This window comes from Streptomyces europaeiscabiei (assembly GCF_001550375.1).
Classification (GTDB): domain Bacteria; phylum Actinomycetota; class Actinomycetes; order Streptomycetales; family Streptomycetaceae; genus Streptomyces; species Streptomyces europaeiscabiei.
This window is the reverse complement of sequence record NZ_LRTR01000575.1, coordinates 1-1,872: the sequence shown is the minus strand read 5'-3', so window position 1 is coordinate 1,872 and position 1,872 is coordinate 1. Positions and strand designations below refer to the sequence as shown.

The window sequence follows — 1,872 nt, the reverse complement described above, 5'->3', positions numbered from 1 at the left end:
GAAGTGGGTGCGGGTGGTGGCCAGGGCCAGGGCGGTGTCGTGGGGGTCGGTGGTGGGGTGGGCGCGGACGTGGGCGGCCAGGCGGGCTGCCTGGTCACGCAGCGCGGCCGCGGTCCTGCCCGACACCGTCCACGGGATCACCGGAAGCGGCGTCCCCGGCTCAGCCGGTGACTCCTCCGCCGCCGGAGCCTGCTCCAGCACCACGTGCGCGTTCGTACCGCTGATCCCGAACGACGACACCGCGGCGCGCCGCGCACGCTCGGTGTCCGACCACTGCCTGGCCTCCGTCAGCAGGGCCACCTGCCCCGCCGACCAGTCGACCTCCGTCGTGGGCCGCTCGACGTGCAGGGTCTTCGGCAGCATGCCGTGCCGCATGGCCTGCACCATCTTGATGACACCCGCGACACCGGCCGCCGCCTGCGTGTGACCGATGTTGGACTTGATCGAACCCAGGTACAGCGGCCGGTCCTCCGGCCGGTCCTGGCCGTAGGTGGCCAGCAGCGCCTGCGCCTCGATCGGATCACCGAGCCGGGTGCCGGTGCCGTGCGCCTCGACGACGTCCACGTCACGCGGCGTCAGCCCGGCGCCCGCCAGGGCCTGCTGGATGACCCGCTGCTGCGAGGGCCCGTTCGGAGCGGTCAGACCGTTGGACGCGCCGTCCTGGTTGACCGCCGAACCCCGCACCACCGCGAGCACGTCGTGCCCGAGCCGACGGGCGTCCGACAGCCGTTCCACGAGCAGCATGCCCACGCCCTCGGAGAACCCGGTGCCGTCGGCCGTGTCCGCGAACGCCTTGCAGCGCGCGTCCGGCGCGAGGCCACGCTGCCGGGAGAACCCGATGAACGTGGCCGGCGTCGCCATCACCGTCACACCGCCGGCGAGCGCCAGCGAGCACTCGCCGGAGCGCACCGCCTGCGCCGCCAGATGCAGGGCGACCAGCGACGACGAGCACGCCGTGTCCACCGTCACCGCCGGGCCCTCGAAACCGAGGCTGTACGACACCCGGCCGGAGACGACGCTGCTGGTGTTGCCCGTCATCAGATGGCCCTGCACCTCGTCCGACGCCTTCGCCACCCCGGACACGTAGTCCTGGCTGATGCTGCCGACGAACACGCCGGTACGGCTGCCCCGCAGGGACGCCGGGTCGATCCCGCTCTGCTCCAGGGTCTCCCACGCCGTCTCCAGCAGCAGACGCTGCTGCGGGTCCATCGCCAGCGCCTCACGCGGGCTGATCCCGAAGAACGCCGGGTCGAACTCCGCGGCGCCGTACAGGAAACCGCCCTCACGCGTGTACGAGGTGCCCGGGTTGGCCGGGTCCGGGTCGTAGAGGTTCTCCAGGTCCCAGCCGCGGTCCTCGGGCATGCCGCCGATGGCGTCACGGCCCTCGGCGACCAGGTTCCACAGGCCGTCCGGGTCGGTGATGCCACCCGGGTACCGGCAGGCCATGCCGACGATCACGACCGGGTCGCTGTCGTCCGCGACGGCGGCCACCACCGGGGCGGCGGCCCGGGACCGCACGCCGGTCACCTCGGTGTACAGGTGAGCGGCGAGCACGGCGGGCGTCGGGTGGTCGAAGACGAGCGTCGACGGCAGCGTCAGGCCCGTCGCCGCCGCCAGCCGGTTGCGCAGCTCCACCGAGGTCAGTGAGTCGAAGCCGACGTCCTTGAACGCCCGGTTCTCCTCGACCGCCGCCGCGGACTGCGCGCCGAGCACGGCCGTCGCGTGCGAGCGGACCAGATCCGCCAGCACGGCCGTCGCCTCCTTCCGGGCGAGTCCGGCGAGCCGGTCCAGCAGCGCCGAACCCGCGGCGCCGGCCGGAGCAGACGCGGCGGTACGGCGTACCACCGTCCCGGCCAGCCCCCGCAGCACCGG

Annotated in this window: 1 protein-coding gene; it reads right to left on the bottom strand. The window is 73.8% G+C overall.

All coding sequences use genetic code 11. The annotated features are described in order from the left end of the window. Positions 1–1,872, bottom strand: a 1,872-nt coding sequence (locus tag AWZ10_RS27755) for a type I polyketide synthase (RefSeq protein WP_244172569.1), incomplete at both ends; no start/stop codon positions are given.